The sequence below is a fragment of the Vibrio aerogenes genome, assembly GCF_024346755.1.
Classification (GTDB): domain Bacteria; phylum Pseudomonadota; class Gammaproteobacteria; order Enterobacterales; family Vibrionaceae; genus Vibrio; species Vibrio aerogenes.
The window spans coordinates 2,878,024-2,894,054 of record NZ_AP024861.1 but is presented as its reverse complement, the minus strand read 5'-3'; the positions used below and the strand labels follow the sequence as shown (position 1 = coordinate 2,894,054).

Genomic DNA, 16,031 nt, shown 5'->3' with positions numbered 1-16,031 from the left:
TTCATGAATCTCGACGGTAAAATTACATTGGTCACCGGGGCAAGCCGGGGAATTGGCCGGGCAATTGCGGAATTGCTGGCTGAACGTGGTGCTACTGTCATCGGGACAGCAACAAGCCAGAGTGGTGCCGATGCAATCAGTGACTATCTTGGCGATAAAGGGAAAGGTTTTGTTTTGAACGTGACTGATCCTGATTCTGTAAGTTCAGTTTTAAAAAGTATCAATGATGAATTTGGAGTCATTGATGTGTTAGTGAATAACGCAGGGATTACCCGCGATAATTTGCTGATGCGGATGAAAGATGATGAGTGGTCAGATATTATGAATACGAATCTGACTTCTGTTTTCCGTTTGTCAAAAGCAGTATTGCGCGGCATGATGAAAAAGCGTTGTGGCCGAATCATTAATATCGGTTCTGTTATCGGAACGTTGGGTAACCCAGGACAAGCAAATTATGCTGCAGCAAAAGCAGGTGTTATCGGGTTCAGTAAATCGATGGCCCGGGAGGTTGCTTCCCGCGGAATTACCGTCAATACTGTCGCGCCAGGATTTATTGAAACTGATATGACAAAAGCAATGAATGATGAGCAAAGGGCTGCTACACTAGCTCAGGTTCCGGCTGAAAGGTTGGGCTCTCCCAAAGAAATTGCTTCAGCTGTTGCGTTTCTTGCCTCCTCAGAGGCAGCTTATATCACTGGGGAAACGCTGCATGTAAATGGTGGAATGTGTATGGTCTAGTGATGAAATTTGGTAAATATCTTGTTAACTTCACTAAATTGACAAGTATTTTTTTATTCATCACGAAAAGCGCAAGAATTGTGCATGATTTATATCAAATATGGTCTGAATTTCGGTTAAAATCGCAAAATTTGTGGTTTGACCAGCGATGACCCTCTTGCAACTTTCCCTAGTTCTAATAAACTACGGGACATCGCATTAAGCGAAATCTGTAAAGGAAAAGAAAAATGAGCAACATCGAAGAACGCGTAAAGAAAATCATTGTTGAACAGCTAGGTGTAGACGAAGCAGAAGTCAGAAATGAAGCTTCTTTTGTTGAAGATCTTGGTGCCGATTCTCTTGATACTGTAGAGCTGGTTATGGCTCTGGAAGAAGAATTTGACACTGAAATTCCTGATGAAGAAGCTGAGAAGATCACTACTGTTCAAGCTGCAATCGACTACGTTAATAGCGCTCAGTAATCTATCTCTCCAGGCGGCTATCTGGCCGCCTGAGTTTTAAATTCTCTTCATATTTTTACTTCTTCACAACTTTTCAATTCCGGAGATATGATTGTGTCCAAGCGTCGCGTTGTTGTTACTGGTATGGGGATGTTAACGCCGGTAGGCAACACAGTAGAGTCTTCATGGAAAGCCTTACTTGCTGGTCAGAGCGGTATTGTTGACATAGAGCATTTTGATGCAACAGGCTTTTCAACTCGTTTTGCAGGTTTGGTTAAAGATTTCAACTGCGAAGATTATATATCAAAGAAAGATGCCCGTAAGATGGATCTGTTTATCCAGTATGGTGTAGTTGCTGGTATACAGGCATTAGACGATTCTGGTCTTGTCATCACTGAAGAAAACGCACCGAGAGTCGGAGTTGCAATTGGTTCAGGCATAGGCGGCCTTGATTTAATTGAAAATGGTCATCAGGCTTTAGTTGATAAAGGTCCCCGTAAGGTAAGTCCGTTTTTTGTACCTTCTACAATTGTTAATATGGTTGCTGGCAACCTGTCGATAATGAAAGGATTACGTGGTCCTAATATCGCTATCTCAACCGCATGTACAACAGGTTTGCACAATATTGGTCATGCCGCCCGCATGATTGCATATGGTGATGCAGATGCCATGGTTGCAGGTGGTGCAGAGAAAGCATCGACCCCACTCGGTATTGCTGGTTTTGGTGCTGCAAAAGCGTTGTCAACCCGTAATGATGAACCTCAAAAAGCGTCCAGACCATGGGACAAAGACCGGGATGGTTTTGTTCTTGGAGATGGCGCAGGCATGATGGTTCTTGAAGAATATGAACATGCGAAAGCCCGTGGTGCGAAAATTTACGCCGAACTGGTTGGTTTTGGCATGTCAGGTGATGCTTATCATATGACAGCACCCAGCGAAGATGGCTCAGGCGGTGCTTTAGCTATGGAAGCGGCAATGCGTGATGCTGGTATTGATGGAACTCAGATTGGCTATATTAACGCGCATGGCACATCAACACCAACGGGTGATATTGCTGAACTCCGGGGCGTTAAGCGTGCATTGGGTGATGATGGTGCTGCGCAGGTCCTTGTGTCTTCGACTAAGTCTATGACCGGCCATCTTCTTGGCGCTGCTGGTTCTGTCGAAGCTATCGTGACGGTCATGACTTTGGTTGACCAAATAGTTCCGCCAACAATTAACCTTGATGACCCAGAAGACAGCTTTGGCATTGATTTAGTGCCACACACTGCACGCAAGGTTTCTGGTATGGAATATGCGGTTTGTAATTCATTTGGATTTGGCGGTACGAATGGCTCACTGGTATTCAGGAAAGTCTGATCACTGATACAGTCAAGTTATGATGAACAGATACGGCTTAGTGCATTGCATTGAGCCGTTTTTTTTAAAGATGGTGTGAAAGCATGATTCTTATTGATGGAAAGTCAGCAGATGTAGTCCCGGCAGATGATCGTTCTTATCAGTATGGTGATGGATGCTTTTCGACGATTCTCACTTTAAATGGTCAGGTTCAGTACTGGGATTATCATCGACAGCGGTTAGAATCCTGCCTGAAAGTTTTGTGCATACCTTATCCAGATTGGGATGAGGTGCTGGCATGGATGAGCAGGGTCATCAAACCAGAGGCAAAAGCCGGAATTAAAATTCATATCAGCCGCGGGAGCGGCGGCCGGGGATATGCATTTCCTGAAAAAACATCGCCAAGGGTGATGATTTCCTCCTTTGCTTATCCCGGATATTATAGTGATTTGATTACCGACGGTATTGAACTTGGTCTTTGCAGGCAAAGGCTGGGGCTGAATCCGATGTTGGCTGGTCACAAACATAATAACCGCCTGGAACAAATTTTATTAAAAAATGAAGTGACTCAACTTGGATATATTGATGGTGTCGTGTTAGATATTTATGACAATGTGATAGAAACGACGATGGCGAATATTTTTTGGGTGAAAAATGATCGTTTTTTTACCCCGGCACTTGATCAAGCTGGTGTCGCTGGTGTGGTTCGTCGTGTTGTTACTGAGTGGGTTCAGGAAGAAGGGAAGAGCTTATCGGTCGGATCTTTTTCTGTCGATGCTCTGCTGGCCGCTGATGAAGTGTTTATAACCAATTCTGTATTAGGGGTTGCACCGGTTATCCGGATGATGGCATCTGAATTCTCAGTAGGTGAATATACCAAAGAAATCCAGAAGAGAGTGAATTTGTGTTAAAGAAGATAAGTCTGAGTTGTGGCTTGATTGCTGTACTTATTTGGGGATGTTATTCATTATTGCACCAAAGGGTTGATGCCTTTCTTTCCCAACCGGTGAATGTGACCAATGCTGAATTATTTTCAGTTAAACACGGGCAATCACTCAGAGCTTTGTTAGTGATATTTCAGCAAAAACACTGGTTAGATGATGCAATTGGCAGCCACTTTATCCATCGTTTCTATCCTCAGCTGACGCATATTAAAGCCGGAACCTATCAGATTCATCCCGGAGAATCATTCAAAGTCATATTGTCCCGGTTCGTCGCAGGGGATGAATTTCAGTTTTCAATAACAATGATCGAAGGGAGCCGCTTTAAAGACTGGCTCAATAAGTTATCTCAATCACCTCATCTTCAACATACTCTGTCTGGTTTAACGGAGCCTGAAATTGCTGAAAAATTAGGAATTTCTCATAAAAAACTGGAAGGTTTATTTCTGGCTGAAACCTATCATTTTACTGATGGCACCAGCGACTTAGATATTTTGCAACGTGCTCATGTCAAACTAAATCAGGTTTTAAACCAGGCCTGGCAGAATAAAGCTGAGCATTTGCCATTGAAGTCACCATACGAAGCATTAATTCTTGCATCGATTATAGAGAAAGAAACATCGGTTGATGCCGAAAGAAAACGGATCGCTTCAGTTTTTGTGAATCGTTTGAATAAGAAGATGCGCTTGCAAACCGATCCAACCGTGATTTACGGGATGGGCGATCAATACAATGGCAACATCAGAAAGAAAGATTTAAGAACACCAACGCCGTATAATACCTATGTGATCCGGGGACTTCCCCCGACACCCATTGCAACGGTTGGCGTTGCCTCTTTGCAGGCTGTGATGAATCCTGAAAAAACAAATTACTTATATTTTGTGGCAAGTGGTCAGGGTGGACATGTATTTTCAAAGTCTTTATCTGAGCATAATCGGGCTGTACGCAATTACCTCAAACAGTTAAGAAATAAATAATGAAAGCTAAATTTATTGTTGTTGAAGGATTAGAAGGGGCCGGTAAAACTACGGCAATTCAGACAGTTGTTGACTTCCTGAGGGAATCAGGTGTGACGTCAGTGACCCAGACAAGAGAGCCAGGTGGTACACCAATTGCTGAGAAGCTGCGTGCGATTTTTAAACAAGAGCATGATCATGAAACGCTTCAGGATATGTCAGAACTGTTTTTAATCTATGCAGCAAGGGTTCAGCTGGTAGAAACGGTGATTAAGCCATCCTTACTCAAAGGGACCTGGGTCATTGGCGATCGGCATGACTTATCTGCACAGGCATATCAGGGCGGTGGCAGAGGCATCGACAGACATGTTCTCACCCAGCTCAGGCAAATGGCTCTGAAAAATTTTTCGCCTGATTTAACCCTGTATCTTGATATTGATCCTAAATTAGGACTTGAGCGGGCTCGTGGCCGGGGAGAATTAGACAGAATCGAGAAGATGGACCTGGGCTTCTTTGAACGAACCCGTGAGTGTTATATGGATTTTGCCAGACATGATCAAAGTATCCGGACAATCGATGCCGGACAATCATTACAACAAGTTCAGGCTGATATCAGACGTGTTCTGAATGACTGGTTTTCTTCTCTTTGATTCAGTAAGGATCCTGACGTTGTGAGTGTATTATATCCTTGGTTTAAAGACGTCTGGGAGCAGTGGCATTTTTCCCGGAATCATAATTTGATGTCCCTTGCTTCTCTGTTTGTAGTGAAAGAAGGAATGGGTGAGGATGAGTTTGTTAATTTGTTAGCCAGCTCATTATTGTGCTCAGGGGGACAGAAGCCTTGCGGGAAATGCCATAGTTGTCAGTTAATGGAAAATAAAGCACATCCGGATTTTCATGTGATTGAGCCAGAGAAAGCCGGAAAACAGATAACTGTTGATCAAATCCGGCAGATGAATCAGCGTGCTCAGGAATCCTCCCAGTTTGCTGGTTTCCGGGTCATGATCATCCGTCCAGCTGATTCATTAAATCCATCCGCCGGAAATGCTCTGTTGAAGACACTGGAAGATTCGTCTGAACAGTGCCGGTTTATTTTGGTGACAGCTCATGTGGATCGGATGCTGCCGACTATCTTGAGTCGTTGCCGTCGTCTGGTTGTTGAACCACCCACTCATCAGGTTATTTTAAATTGGCTCGGTGAAGAAACCAGCCAACAAGTTCCGCCGTATATACTGACGTTAAATAGTCATGCCCCTTTGCGTGTGCTTGATTTTATCCGCCACGAAAGACTTCATGACTACCAGCAGTTGGCCGCACAGTTTTGTCGGTTTCTTGAGCAGCCCACACATCACATCACATCCTTGTCCGCCCTGATTGAAAAATCTCCGGCAGAGTATTTAGCCTGGTTATGGTATTTACTTGCAGATTCGCAAAAATGTCAGTTTCAGCTAAAAGATGAATCTTTTTTACCTGAGAGTGCTATGATTGCTCAGAAAGTTTCTTACGAACTGCTTTATCAGCAGTTTCAATCATTGTCTGTTTTACTGGAGCAGGTGACAGTACAAAGCAGTTTAAACTCTGAGCTGTTAATCCTGGATTGGTTACTAAAATTTGATGAGGTTTCATGTTCGTCGATTCCCACTGCCATTTAGATAAACTTGACTACGATAATTTACATCAGGATGTTACTGATGTACTTAAAAAGGCCAAGGCTGCTGGTGTTGAGCAGCTACTGTCTGTCGGCGTCACTCTGGACTCGTTTCCTGATATGCTGGAAATGATCTCACCCTTTGAGTTTGTCCATGCATCTTGTGGTGTTCACCCATTAGACGTTGAAAGTGAGTTTACACTGGATACTTTTTGTGAGTATGTTCAGCATCCCAGAGTCGTCGCTGTTGGTGAAACCGGGCTGGATTACCATTACCAGCCTGAAACCGCTGAATTACAAAAACTCAGATTTGCCCAGCAAATTGAAGTCGCTGTTGAAGTCAATAAGCCATTAATTATCCATACCCGGAATGCCCGCGAAGATACATTAGCATTGCTGAAAAATGGCGGAGCAGAACGTTGCGGTGGTGTTATTCATTGTTTTACTGAGGATATGCCTTTTGCGCAAGCTGCTATGGACTTGGGCTTTTATATATCAATTTCAGGCATTGTAACCTTCCGTCAGGCAACTGAATTGAAAGAAGTTGTCAAAGCTTTGCCTCTGGAGCGTTTGTTAATCGAGACTGATTCACCTTATCTTGCGCCGGTTCCTCATCGCGGCAAAGAGAACCAACCAGCTTATGTAGCCGAAGTAGCCAGTTATATAGCTCAACTGAAGGGGATTGATGTGTCTGAAGTTGCGCATCATACATCACAGAATTTTGCTAATCTTTTTTTTCTTTGATTAATAAGTTTGCTCTTTAAACTGTCAGTCTGATTCAAAATATAACTTTGATTTAATTCGAAGCGAAAAAAATAGCAACAGGTCAAGTTTTTTTATTGATTCTGTCAACAAAAATCAGATAAAAGTTAATTCATAAAGGGAATTAACTTTTACTGTTTGTTTATTTTTGGTGAAAAATTAGATTTTAAAATAGATAAGCCACTGAAAATAAAATACTTAATGATGTGTTTGCTTCCTTTTTATACGTGTTTTGATTGTGATCTACCTATTACTTTGAAACTAAAGTTGTTAACGATATAGAAAGTTTGAGAGCCATCAATATATATTTAGAGCTGGAAAATATAATGCCAAATGTGGCTATATTTTCACGGGAGCCTAAAAATACAGCGACGGGGGTGGCTGTAGCGTTCCCGAAAAAATAAAACAAATAAACTTAATCAGGAGCATAAAATATGTCTAAGCACCTTTTTGCTGAACTGCAAAAAGTAGGTAAATCGCTGATGCTTCCCGTATCAGTCTTACCTGTTGCAGGTATCTTACTCGGGGTCGGTGCCGCTAATTTCAGTTGGTTACCGGAAGTTGTATCAAATTTAATGGCGCAAGCGGGTGGCTCGGTCTTCGGACAGATGGCACTTCTTTTTGCTGTGGGTGTTGCGCTGGGTTTTACGAATAATGATGGTGTGTCAGGCCTGTCGGCTATTGTCGGTTATGGCATTATGGTTGCGACGCTGAAAGTGATGGCAAAAGTCATGGGCGTTGATGGAATTGAAACCGGGGTTCTGGGGGGCATTCTTGCGGGTGCTGTTGCGGCCTGGGCATTTAACCGGTTTTACAAAATTCAGTTGCCTGATTACCTTGGTTTCTTTGCCGGTAAACGTGCTGTGCCTATTATTACCGGTTTTCTGGCAATCATTCTTGGTGTGGTATTGTCGTTTATCTGGCCTCCTATTGGTTCAGCAATTGCGGCATTCTCTGATTGGGCAGCACATCAAAATCCGGTATTAGCATTTGGTATTTATGGTGTTGTTGAACGTTCTCTTATCCCATTTGGTTTACACCACATCTGGAACGTACCATTCTTCTATGAAGCAGGTACCTGTACCAATGCTGCGGGTGAAATTGCTCACGGTATTATGACTTGCTTCCTGACTGCTGATGATGCTTCGCGTGCTGCCGGGAATGGTTTTGGTCAGCTTGCTGGTGGATACTTGTTCAAAATGTTTGGTTTACCTGCGGCGGCTTTTGCGATTGCACACTGTGCGAAGCCTGAAAACCGTGCGAAAATCATGGGTATCATGGCATCTGCTGCACTGACTTCTTTCCTGACCGGGATTACAGAACCAATTGAGTTCTCATTCCTGTTTATTTCTCCACTGCTATACGGAATTCACGCTTTACTTGCTGGTTTAGCATATGTTCTGACAAACTCTCTGGGGGTTGTTCACGGTCACACATTCTCAAATGGTTTCATTGATTTTGTGGTTCAGGCTCCTCACGCTCAGAAAATGTTGTTGCTGGTTGGCTTAGGCGCAGTATACGCAGTTGTTTACTACATCGTATTTACTGTTGTGATTCGTGCTTTGGATATTAAAACGCCTGGTCGCGAAGACGAAACTATCGATGAAGTACAATCATCTGGCTCTGAAATGGCTGAATCTCTGGTTGCTGCGTTCGGTGGTAAAGACAACATCACAAACCTGGATGCGTGTATTACTCGGCTTCGTGTCTCAGTAAAAGAGACTGAAAATGTTGATCAGGATAAATTAAAAGCTCTGGGTGCTGCGGGTGTCGTGGTTGTCCAGGGTGGTGTTCAGGCTATTTTTGGTACTCGTTCTGATGTGCTGAGAACTGAAATGGATGAATGGATGCGGAGCGGACATTAAGTTCACCGGCCAAATACAATTTCAGTTCAGTCATACCTGAGTACTCATATTGGTCATGACATTGAAACCTCCGGGCGTGAAGTCCGGAGGTTTTTTTATTGTTCAGGAAATCATTGGAATGAGCAAGATACCATTCTGAGTCATTTTCTGATCTGGATATATCTGGTTCCGCAAACCGCTCAAGCTAGCCCCTTTTCGTTGATAAAAAAGGGCTTAAACAAGGATATCCATGCCCTTGTCTGTTTGCTCCGCCAGACACATCCAGATGATCAGTTTATTTTCCAGATTGGCATGACTTGGTGATCAGAACTACAGACAAGACGGGAGATAAAAAAATACCGGTGATTTCTCACCGGTATTCAGGTTCTCTGTTTGTGTCAGTCTGTCAGCAAGATTTAATCGTGTTTATTCATTGCTTTTCTGATACAGATAGCGGCACCGCCCCAGGTCAGTCCCAGGCCAAGAACCATCATGAAAATTGCGCTGGTATCCATGTTACGCCTCCTGCTGTTTCGTGGTCAGATTAATGGTTACACCAATAACAAAGAGTGCTGCGATCATAATCCAGCCAATTGTTAAGTCATAGCCGCCATACCCATCAGTGAGCAAGGTTTTTAGTTTGGTGACCAAAATGATCGCCAGAATGACTGGTGTGATGAATTTCAGACAAATATCGAACCATTCTTTGACGGAAAAATCGGACACTGAATTCACATACTGACGGACATCAGCAATTTTGAACAGCCAGGTCATAATGACGATTTCCACAAAGCAGCCGACCATAATGCCGATGTTATTCGCAAAATGATCCACCAAATCCAGTAACAGCAATCCGCCGTTGGTGACAAATGCCATTGAAACGATAAAGCTACTGCCAATCACGACCGTTGCTGCTTTATTCCGTCTCCACTTGGTTTTATCAATGACCGCAGAAGTGACGGCTTCCATAATTGAAATATGAGAACTCAGCCCGGCAATAACCAGTGCAAAGAACAGAACAGGGCCGAGAATATAAGGTGCAGGCAGCAGATTAATTGCTGTTGGTAAAGTCACAAAAGCTAATCCAACACCGGCAGAAACAACTTCTGTCAAAGGTTTGCTTTGTGCTTCAGCCATATAGCCGAGTACTGAGAAAATCATGATGCCAGCCAGAATAGAGAAACCACAGTTAATCAGAACCGTCATAAAGGCATTGTTAGTAATATCGGATTTCTCCGGAAGGTAGCTTGAGTAAGCGAGCATGATGGCAAATCCGATACTCAGAGTGAAGAATATCTGCCCATATGCTGCCGCCCAGACTTTGACGTCCCAGATTTTGCTGAAATCAGGTTTAAACATGTAATTAATGCCATCGATTGCACCGGGCAATACTGCCATTCTTGCAATAAGCATTAACACCATGAAGAAGAGAATGGGCATCATAATTTTGGATGCTCTTTCAATCCCTGATTTCACGCCACTGACGATAGCAACGTACGTAATTGCCCACGCAATGGTGACTGTCAGAGCGATTCCCCAGCGAATTCCGCCTAAGTTCGTTGGCGAGTTATCTCCGAGCCCTAAATATTCACTAAAGAAATAGCTGTTTGGATCACTGCCCCAGCCTTGGGTAAATGACAGGCCAAAATAAGAAATTGCCCACCCGATAACGGCCACATAGTAGACGCCAATGACCGCAGCAACCCCGACCTGGAACCAGCCAAGCCATTCAAATTTGGCATGGATCCGGGATAATGTTTTCGGTGCAGAGCCCCGGTAACGTTGTCCCATACTGAATTCTAAAATCATAAATGGGATGCCGGCCGTCAGCATGGCAAAAATATAGGGGATAAAAAATGCGCCGCCACCGTTTTCATAGGCCATATACGGAAAACGCCAGATGTTGCCTAATCCAATCGCAGACCCGACAGCTGCTAAAATGAATCCGGCACGAGAGCCCCATTGTTCTCGCTTCATTAGATACTCCTTTCCTGAATTATCTGAGAGATGTTTATGTCATCCATGTCGTTAATAATTATAGTGTAATTACATGAGTGATGTGTTGAATACACACGATTTCATTGCTGTCACATAGGGTTATATTTGGAATTATATTTTTTAACGAACTTTTATCTCAGAATATTATTCTATTTGTTGTGATGTGTGTTTGCGTTAGTTGAAATCTATAACTACGCATGAGTTTGAGGTTACATACATCCAAATAAAAAGGCAATAGATTGTAAATACAATGTATGTATTTTGTTTTGGTGGTAAATTCTTGTAATTGAATTAATTTTGAAGGATTATTTTGGTTTTTGTTTTTATTGTGGTTATAAGTTGAGGTTAAATTGCATTTTTATGAATGAATGGCCTGAATGTTTTTTCAGGTTCATCCTCTGATTTTTTTTCAGGAATCAGACGATTTTCCGGTTTGACAGCGATGGAAAGATGAACACGCCCTCTGGGTATATACTAAACAAGATCCATCTCTGTATTTCAGCGTAAAAGAATAGACAAACAGGATTTGGAACTGACATCATGAATAACGCCTGAATACATCACCTGTACCGGAGAAAGTTATGGAACTTGATTTAAAGTATGCATTGGTCATTACAGCTGTAGTCTTTGCGGTGTTAATTGCTTACGGAATCATTGTCCTGGCACATTAATACAGACTCACAGTCAAACAAGCAGACAATCATGACAGATTCACTGAGTCTGTTGTTACTCTATGACGGAAAACATCAAAGTAGTCTCTGAGCGCAATACTATCGGAGACTACGATCAGTTATCAAAATATATCAGTGGTAAAAATGCTCTGGTCTTACAAGGTGGGGGTCAGAAAAGTATTTTCACTGCCGGTGTGCTTGATGCCTTCAATTTATCCAGTTTCGACCCTTTTGAACTCTATTTCGGTACCTCAGCCGGAGCGATGAACCTGTGTGCCTTCTTGTGCAGGCAATGTGGTTTAGGCAAATCATTTATTACTGAACTGACCACCCGGAATGAGTTTTTTAATTTATTTTCTTATATCCGGAAAAAACAATATCTCAATTTATCCTGGGCACTGGACCGGATTATGGATTTTCCATACAGGCTTGATGTAGATATGGGAAGATGTGTTTTGCAGCAAAAGAAGGCTTATGCCGCCGTGACTCAGGTGAATACACTGAAAGATGATTATTTACCCGTGCTGGAATCTGACTGGCGGGAAGTTTTACTGGCAACCTGCGCGATTCCCGCCCTTTGTGATCAACCCGTTGAAGTCAGAGACCAGCCTTATGTGGATGGCGGGATTTCAGCCGCTATTCCGGTTCAGGAAGCATGGCGGCAGGGGGCCCGTTTTATTGCGGTTATCCGTACAGAATGTCCTGAGACTTCCTCTGTGCTTCCAGAGGTCGGAGAAAGCAGTCCGGCAGGCTTTAAACTGCCACTCGATTATGTACAAAATCAATGGCAGCTATTGTCTGAACAGTGGCGAAGCTCCCTGAAAAAGAAAATGTCAGCCCATTCAAAAAATCCCCCTGCACATATACTCAATGGTGGCCGGTGGTTATTTGGTGCAGATAATCTTTTTCGGCTGGGGGATTTGCTTGGCAGAAAATTTGATTCCCGTCTGGCTGATATGCTGATGATTCATTTTCAGACATATGAGTTAACGCTTAAGTTTCTGGAGTCCCCTCCGGATGATGTGTTCATTATTCAGATTGCCCCCTCAATGACTCTGCGCTCAGGGCCGTTACTGAGTAACAAAGAGGATTTATTACATGATTATGCTCTGGGGCTTGAGGCTGGATATAATTTCATTGAAAGCTGGGAGTCGGCTAAAAGAGTATTGTATTCAGATGACCTCAATATGCAGGATTCAGAATTTCGTTAACTACAGTGCAGGAAAGCTCTGATGAAACAATGATGCCTTTTGAGAACAATCATTGATTCAGCAAGGATCATATTTATCAGGATATCGATAACCTTTGATAAATATGACCTTTGATAAATACGATCCTTGATATGGTATTCGCTGTGATCAAAATACCGGCAGGATTCTCAGACAGTTCGTCGTTCCTTCAACGCCCATCATGTCGCCTTGTGCAATAATTACAATATCCCCGAAATCGAGTAGTTTTTTCTCTTTCAGCATTTGCAGTGCTTCAAGTGCGGCATCGTAACTGGATTCCTGCTTTGAATCAAAATAGTGAGCAATCACTCCCCGGTACAGTGCACAACGGTTAAGTGTTGTTTCATTTCTGGAGAGGGCAAAAATCGGCAGCTCTGAGTTGAGTCTTGAAGTCATCAGTGCCGTACGGCCGGATTCTGTCAGTGTGACGATGGCTTTTATACCTTCCATATGGTTTGCCGCATAGACAGCAGACATCGATACTGTTTCTCCCGCTGTCGCAAAGCTGCCGTTGAGTCTGTAATTTTGTGTATTTACAGACATCATTTTTTCGGCACCAAGACAAACATTGGCCATCGATTTTACGGTTTCAACCGGATATTTACCGACAGCAGTTTCTCCGGAAAGCATCACGGCATCTGTTCCGTCGATCACTGCATTGGCAACATCCATCACTTCAGCCCGGGTTGGCATTGGATTCTCGATCATGGACTCCATCATCTGTGTTGCTGTGATGATGACCCGGTTTAACTCTCTTGCCCGGTGAATTAACTTTTTCTGGACGCCAACCAATTCCGGATCCCCGATTTCAACACCAAGGTCTCCCCGTGCAACCATAATGGCATCAGATGCCATGATAATATCGTCAATATTGGCATCAGAAGAGACGGTTTCCGCACGTTCAACTTTTGCAACCAGCTTTGTGTTCATACCGGCATCTCTTGCCAGCCGTCTTGCGTACTCCATATCGTCGCCATTGCGGGGGAAAGAAACAGCCAGATAGTCGACTTCGAGTTCAGCAGCTAACAGGATGTCCTGTTTGTCCTTCTCGGTCAGTGCCTGCGCAGAAAGTCCGCCGCCTTTCCTGTTAATCCCTTTATTATTCGATAGCTTTCCGCCAACTGTGACTGTGGTAAATATTTTATGACCTTCAACCATCAGCACTTCCAGTTGTATCCGGCCATCGTCCAGTAACAGAATATCCTCTCTCTGCACATCGCCCGGCAACTGTTTGTAATCGATACCGACAGCTTCCTGTGTTCCTGCACCCGGGGGAAGTTCTGCATCTAAGATGAAACGATCGCCGACATTCAGTGTGATTTTTCCATTCTCAAATGTAGACACCCTGATTTTAGGGCCTTGTAAATCCCCTAAAATAGCGACATTCAGGTTATGCTTTGCCGCAATTTCACGTATTTTTCTGGTTCTCTGCTTGTGCGCTTCGGCTGTGCCATGCGAGAAATTCATACGGACGACATTGACACCACTCAGAATAAGTTCTTCAAGCACACTATCCTGATCGGTTGAAGGGCCCAGTGTCGTTACTATTTTGGTCTTTCGCACTATCTTCGTCATGCTATGCTCCTGAATTACGATAATGGGGTGATTACCATTATATCTGAGCAGCCTCATGAGGCTGCTCAGATATAAGTATATGAGAGAACCTGAAAAATGCCGGATTAATCTGTTTCTGTACGAAAGCGTTATCCGGAGAAAGATTGTGGATACTTTATTGACTTTCATTTTATCCCGACTAGAATTTTCCGGTTTAACCCTCTAAGCAACGTGAATATAAGGTGTTCTGGTTGTTTGAGTATTTCAGGAAAGGCCTGAAGCCGGTCAGGTCAGGAATGAACATTTGACGCCTGACACAAACTTCAATGAATCTGCGTGATGCTGGTCACGCTCATCTGTTAAAGCGCTTCACAATTTCTTTGCAAAGTAAAAAAATTAGCATGTTGTTGATTTTGGGAGTGCACCATGTATATGGCTCAGCCAGGCCACATTGATCATATAAAGCAGATTAATGCGGGACGTGTTTATAAGCTGATTGATCAAAAAGGTCCGATATCCCGGATCGATTTATCGAAAGAAAGTGAACTCGCGCCAGCGAGTATTACCAAAATAACCCGTGAGTTAATCGATGCACAACTGATTCATGAAACAACGGTTCAGGAAGCCATTAGCCGCGGCAGACCTGCTGTGGGTCTGCAGACCAGAAATCAGGGCTGGCAGTTTTTATCGATTCGTCTTGGCCGGGGATATTTAACGATCGCACTGCATGAATTAGGTGGCGATGTCTTGATCGATACCAAGATTGATATTCATGAAATTGATCAGGACGATTTACTGGCGCGGTTGTTACATGAAATTGAAGAGTTTTTCCTGACTTATATTTCTCAGATCGAGCGCATCACCAGCATTGCACTTACCCTGCCGGGGCTGGTGGATGCTGAACGTGGCGTTGTGCTTGAAATGCCACATTATAATGTGCGTAATTTTGAGTTAAGTTCAGAAATCTACCGGGTGACCCGGATTCCGGTTTTTATTGCGAATGATACCCGGGCCTGGGCGCTGGCTGAAAAATTGTTTGGTCACTCTCAGGAAAACAATAACTCAGTTCTGATTTCTATCCATAATGGTTTGAGTGCCGGTGTGATTGTCAATGGCCGGGTGTTGCAGGGAAGACTGGGTCATATCGGGGATTTGGGACACATCAGGATTGATCCGGATGGTTTGCCGTGTCACTGTGGTCATCAGGGATGTCTTGAAACTGTCGCCAGTTCTCATGCGCTTCGCCGGCAGGTGCTAAGCCGGATAGAGCAGGGCGCAGAGTCCTCATTAAGCGCTTTGGAAGATATTTCTATTGAAGATATCTGTATGGCTGCATCTGATGGTGATCCGCTGTCCTGCGAAGTGATGGCAGAGCTGGGAAAATACCTCGGGCAGGCGATTGCAATCGTGATTAATATTTTCAACCCTGAAAAAGTACTTCTGGGCGGTATTATTAATCTGGCAAAAGAAGTGTTGTATCCGCCCATGTTTGAATGTATTGAGCACCAAACCCATCCGATGTACTGGAAACAGGTCCGGATTATGGAGTCCCGTTTCTACAAACAATCCACTATGCCGGGTGCTGCACTAATCAAGCAGGCGCTTTATGATGGCAGTTTGCTGATGGCGATTGTCGATCGTTAAACAGGATGCGTTTTCTCTGTTTGAGTGCGTCATTCTGGACTTATTGCAGAGAATCACTCATTGTTTTGAGGGTGTGCCCGAATCATTTATTCGGGGCTGATTCAAATCTATTGCGTGGTTTTCAGTTTTTATTTCATATTTACCTGAACCAGTCGAAATAGTTAAAAGCAGGTATACACCTGCATCTCTTTCCCTGAACACAGCATCTTCAGGTTGTTTGGGTATATAGGGTGGATATTTATTGATATACTCAAAGAACTGTGGCATC

Annotated in this window: 16 protein-coding genes; 12 read left to right on the top strand and 4 right to left on the bottom strand. The window is 43.5% G+C overall.

Going from position 1 to position 16,031, the window contains the following annotated elements:
* Window positions 1-3: 3 nt before the first annotated feature.
* From fabG to ptsG, 9 genes are all read left to right on the top strand, one after another.
* Window positions 4-738, top strand: a complete 735-nt coding sequence (gene fabG, locus OCV29_RS12780; protein ID WP_073605763.1) for a 3-oxoacyl-ACP reductase FabG — start codon at window positions 4-6, stop codon at window positions 736-738.
* A gap of 227 nt (window positions 739-965) precedes the next feature.
* Window positions 966-1,199: an acyl carrier protein gene (gene acpP / locus OCV29_RS12775; protein WP_073581537.1), complete on the top strand. Its 234-nt coding sequence runs from the start codon at window positions 966-968 to the stop codon at window positions 1,197-1,199.
* Between the two features lie 93 nt (window positions 1,200-1,292).
* Window positions 1,293-2,537 (top strand): beta-ketoacyl-ACP synthase II, encoded by a 1,245-nt coding sequence (gene fabF, locus OCV29_RS12770; RefSeq protein WP_073605974.1) that lies wholly within the window; start codon window positions 1,293-1,295, stop codon window positions 2,535-2,537.
* A gap of 83 nt (window positions 2,538-2,620) precedes the next feature.
* On the top strand, window positions 2,621-3,427 hold the full coding sequence (gene pabC, locus OCV29_RS12765) for an aminodeoxychorismate lyase (protein ID WP_073605764.1): 807 nt from the start codon (window positions 2,621-2,623) through the stop codon (window positions 3,425-3,427).
* Complete coding sequence (gene mltG / locus OCV29_RS12760; RefSeq protein WP_073605765.1) at window positions 3,421-4,434, top strand: endolytic transglycosylase MltG; 1,014 nt, start codon at window positions 3,421-3,423, stop codon at window positions 4,432-4,434. The genes pabC and mltG overlap by 7 nt, the downstream gene beginning before the upstream one ends.
* Window positions 4,434-5,063: a dTMP kinase gene (gene tmk, locus OCV29_RS12755; protein ID WP_073605766.1), complete on the top strand. Its 630-nt coding sequence runs from the start codon at window positions 4,434-4,436 to the stop codon at window positions 5,061-5,063. The genes mltG and tmk overlap by 1 nt, the downstream gene beginning before the upstream one ends.
* Before the next feature lie 21 nt (window positions 5,064-5,084).
* Entirely contained in the window at window positions 5,085-6,065 is a 981-nt protein-coding gene (gene holB, locus OCV29_RS12750) for a DNA polymerase III subunit delta' (RefSeq protein WP_073605767.1), read from the top strand.
* Window positions 6,038-6,805, top strand: coding sequence for a TatD family hydrolase (locus OCV29_RS12745; protein WP_073605768.1), 768 nt, complete (start codon window positions 6,038-6,040; stop codon window positions 6,803-6,805). Before holB ends, OCV29_RS12745 begins: the two co-directional genes overlap by 28 nt.
* 452 nt (window positions 6,806-7,257) lie before the next feature.
* The gene (gene ptsG, locus OCV29_RS12740) at window positions 7,258-8,688 is read left to right on the top strand and encodes a PTS glucose transporter subunit IIBC (RefSeq protein WP_073605769.1); all 1,431 of its coding nucleotides are present in this window, start codon (window positions 7,258-7,260) and stop codon (window positions 8,686-8,688) included.
* A gap of 395 nt (window positions 8,689-9,083) precedes the next feature.
* On the opposite strand, the gene OCV29_RS12735 is transcribed toward ptsG, so the two are convergent.
* Entirely contained in the window at window positions 9,084-9,182 is a 99-nt protein-coding gene (locus OCV29_RS12735; RefSeq protein ID WP_139281694.1) for a MetS family NSS transporter small subunit, read from the bottom strand.
* A 1-nt stretch (window position 9,183) separates the two neighbouring features.
* Window positions 9,184-10,644, bottom strand: coding sequence for a sodium-dependent transporter (locus tag OCV29_RS12730; RefSeq protein ID WP_073605770.1), 1,461 nt, complete (start codon window positions 10,642-10,644; stop codon window positions 9,184-9,186).
* A gap of 602 nt (window positions 10,645-11,246) precedes the next feature.
* Between OCV29_RS12730 and cydH the strand changes: the two genes are divergently transcribed.
* Together cydH and OCV29_RS12725 are read left to right on the top strand one after the other, a co-directional pair.
* Window positions 11,247-11,336 (top strand): cytochrome bd-I oxidase subunit CydH, encoded by a 90-nt coding sequence (gene cydH, locus OCV29_RS23670; protein ID WP_139281695.1) that lies wholly within the window; start codon window positions 11,247-11,249, stop codon window positions 11,334-11,336.
* Between the two features lie 62 nt (window positions 11,337-11,398).
* Entirely contained in the window at window positions 11,399-12,547 is a 1,149-nt protein-coding gene (locus OCV29_RS12725; protein WP_073605771.1) for a patatin-like phospholipase family protein, read from the top strand.
* Between the two features lie 147 nt (window positions 12,548-12,694).
* Here the strand turns inward: OCV29_RS12725 and pyk are convergent, their stop codons facing one another.
* Complete coding sequence (pyk, locus tag OCV29_RS12720) at window positions 12,695-14,140, bottom strand: pyruvate kinase (RefSeq protein ID WP_073605772.1); 1,446 nt, start codon at window positions 14,138-14,140, stop codon at window positions 12,695-12,697.
* 405 nt (window positions 14,141-14,545) lie between these two features.
* Between pyk and mlc the strand changes: the two genes are divergently transcribed.
* Window positions 14,546-15,763, top strand: a complete 1,218-nt coding sequence (mlc, locus tag OCV29_RS12715; RefSeq protein WP_073605773.1) for a sugar metabolism global transcriptional regulator Mlc — start codon at window positions 14,546-14,548, stop codon at window positions 15,761-15,763.
* 57 nt (window positions 15,764-15,820) lie between these two features.
* On the opposite strand, the gene OCV29_RS12710 is transcribed toward mlc, so the two are convergent.
* Window positions 15,821-16,030, bottom strand: coding sequence for a hypothetical protein (locus OCV29_RS12710; RefSeq protein ID WP_073605774.1), 210 nt, complete (start codon window positions 16,028-16,030; stop codon window positions 15,821-15,823).
* Between the last annotated feature and the right edge of the window lies 1 nt (window position 16,031).

Bases quoted from the DNA above. Each gene is read 5' to 3' on its own strand.
- fabG (WP_073605763.1), top strand. From the start codon at position 4: ATGAATCTCGACGGTAAAATTACATTGGTCACCGGGGCAAGCCGGGGA.
- acpP (WP_073581537.1), top strand. From the start codon at position 966: ATGAGCAACATCGAAGAACGCGTAAAGAAAATCATTGTTGAACAGCTA.
- pabC (WP_073605764.1), top strand. From the start codon at position 2,621: ATGATTCTTATTGATGGAAAGTCAGCAGATGTAGTCCCGGCAGATGAT.
- tmk (WP_073605766.1), top strand. From the start codon at position 4,434: ATGAAAGCTAAATTTATTGTTGTTGAAGGATTAGAAGGGGCCGGTAAA.
- OCV29_RS12745 (WP_073605768.1), top strand. From the start codon at position 6,038: ATGTTCGTCGATTCCCACTGCCATTTAGATAAACTTGACTACGATAAT.
- ptsG (WP_073605769.1), top strand. From the start codon at position 7,258: ATGTCTAAGCACCTTTTTGCTGAACTGCAAAAAGTAGGTAAATCGCTG.
- OCV29_RS12735 (WP_139281694.1), bottom strand. From the start codon at position 9,182: ATGGATACCAGCGCAATTTTCATGATGGTTCTTGGCCTGGGACTGACC.
- OCV29_RS12730 (WP_073605770.1), bottom strand. From the start codon at position 10,644: ATGAAGCGAGAACAATGGGGCTCTCGTGCCGGATTCATTTTAGCAGCT.
- cydH (WP_139281695.1), top strand. From the start codon at position 11,247: ATGGAACTTGATTTAAAGTATGCATTGGTCATTACAGCTGTAGTCTTT.
- OCV29_RS12725 (WP_073605771.1), top strand. From the start codon at position 11,399: ATGACGGAAAACATCAAAGTAGTCTCTGAGCGCAATACTATCGGAGAC.
- pyk (WP_073605772.1), bottom strand. From the start codon at position 14,140: ATGACGAAGATAGTGCGAAAGACCAAAATAGTAACGACACTGGGCCCT.
- mlc (WP_073605773.1), top strand. From the start codon at position 14,546: ATGTATATGGCTCAGCCAGGCCACATTGATCATATAAAGCAGATTAAT.
- OCV29_RS12710 (WP_073605774.1), bottom strand. From the start codon at position 16,030: ATGCCACAGTTCTTTGAGTATATCAATAAATATCCACCCTATATACCC.